Raw genomic sequence first — 1,114 nt, forward strand, 5'->3', positions numbered from 1 at the left:
CGGGCCCAACCTGCGCCGGGCGATCGAAGGGGCGCTGGCCGACGCCCGGTGCGCGCCGGCCGACGTCGACGTGGTGTTCGCCGACGGCTACGGCGTCCCGGCGCTGGACCGGCTGGAGAGCCGGGCGCTCGCCGAGGTGTACGGCCCCGCCGGGGTGCCGGTCACCGTGCCCAAGACCACCACCGGCCGCCTCTACGCGGCCGGCCCGACGGTCGACCTGGTGGCGGCCCTGCTGGCGGTGCGCCACGGGGTGGTGCCGCCGACCGTGAACGTCACCGCGCCCTCCCCGGACTGCCCGGTCGACCTGATCCTGGGCGACCCCAGGGAGACGGCGGTGCGCACCGCCCTCGTGATCGCCCGCGGCCACAACGGCTTCAACGCCGCGGTCGTCGTCAGGGCCGTGTGAGCAGTGGACACGTGTGAGCAGTGGACAACGGAATCGAAGGAAACGGAGCTGGAGCGATGGACACCCTGAACCTGGAAGGCCTCCGGGACATCATGCGCCAGTGCGTGGGCACCGGCGAGGCCGTCGACCTCGACGGCGACATCCTGCACGCCGACTTCGGCGAGCTCGGCTACGACTCGCTGGCCGTCCTGGAGGTGGTCACCCAGGTCCAGGGCCGGCTCGGCGTCGCCATCCCGGACGAGGTGATCGACGACCTGCGCACCCCCGCCGCGCTGCTGGAGTACGTCAACCGGCAGCGCGCGGAGGCCTGAGCACGATGACCGGACACGGGCACACCGAGTCGAGCACGGTCGTGGCAGCGCCGTTCGACCTGGTCTGGGAGATGACGAACGACGTGGCCGGCTGGCCGCAGCTGTTCACCGAGTACGCCGCCGCGGAGATCCTCGAACAGCGCGGCGACACCGTGCGGTTCAGGCTCACCATGCACCCCGACGAGGACGGGGCGGTCCGCACCTGGGTCTCCGAGCGCACCAGCGACCGGAACACCCGCAGCGTGCGGGCCCACCGGGTGGAGACCGGGCCGTTCGAGTACATGAAGATCTACTGGGACTACCGGGAGACCCCGGAGGGAGTGCTCATGCGCTGGGTGCAGGACTTCCACGTGCGTGACGAACTCCCTTTCGGCGTCCGCGGCGAGCTCGCCGCGCC

2 protein-coding genes and 1 pseudogene are annotated in these 1,114 nt (G+C 72.1%); all 3 read left to right on the top strand.

Features of this window, described 5'->3' with window-relative positions; all coding sequences use genetic code 11:
- Window positions 1-406 (top strand): annotated as a pseudogene (locus AB0O00_RS40880) (ketosynthase chain-length factor); the annotation flags it as partial.
- A gap of 56 nt (window positions 407-462) precedes the next feature.
- Entirely contained in the window at window positions 463-717 is a 255-nt protein-coding gene (locus AB0O00_RS40885; protein WP_363659721.1) for an acyl carrier protein, read from the top strand.
- Between the two features lie 5 nt (window positions 718-722).
- Window positions 723-1,114 (top strand): SRPBCC family protein (locus AB0O00_RS40890; protein ID WP_363659722.1); only part of this gene is annotated, 392 nt, incomplete at its 3' end.

The sequence above is a fragment of the Kitasatospora sp. NPDC093558 genome (genome assembly GCF_040683475.1).
GTDB lineage: Bacteria > Actinomycetota > Actinomycetes > Streptomycetales > Streptomycetaceae > Kitasatospora.

Excerpts from the sequence above, each read along its gene's own strand:
- AB0O00_RS40885 (WP_363659721.1), top strand. The coding sequence starts at position 463 with ATGGACACCCTGAACCTGGAAGGCCTCCGGGACATCATGCGCCAGTGC.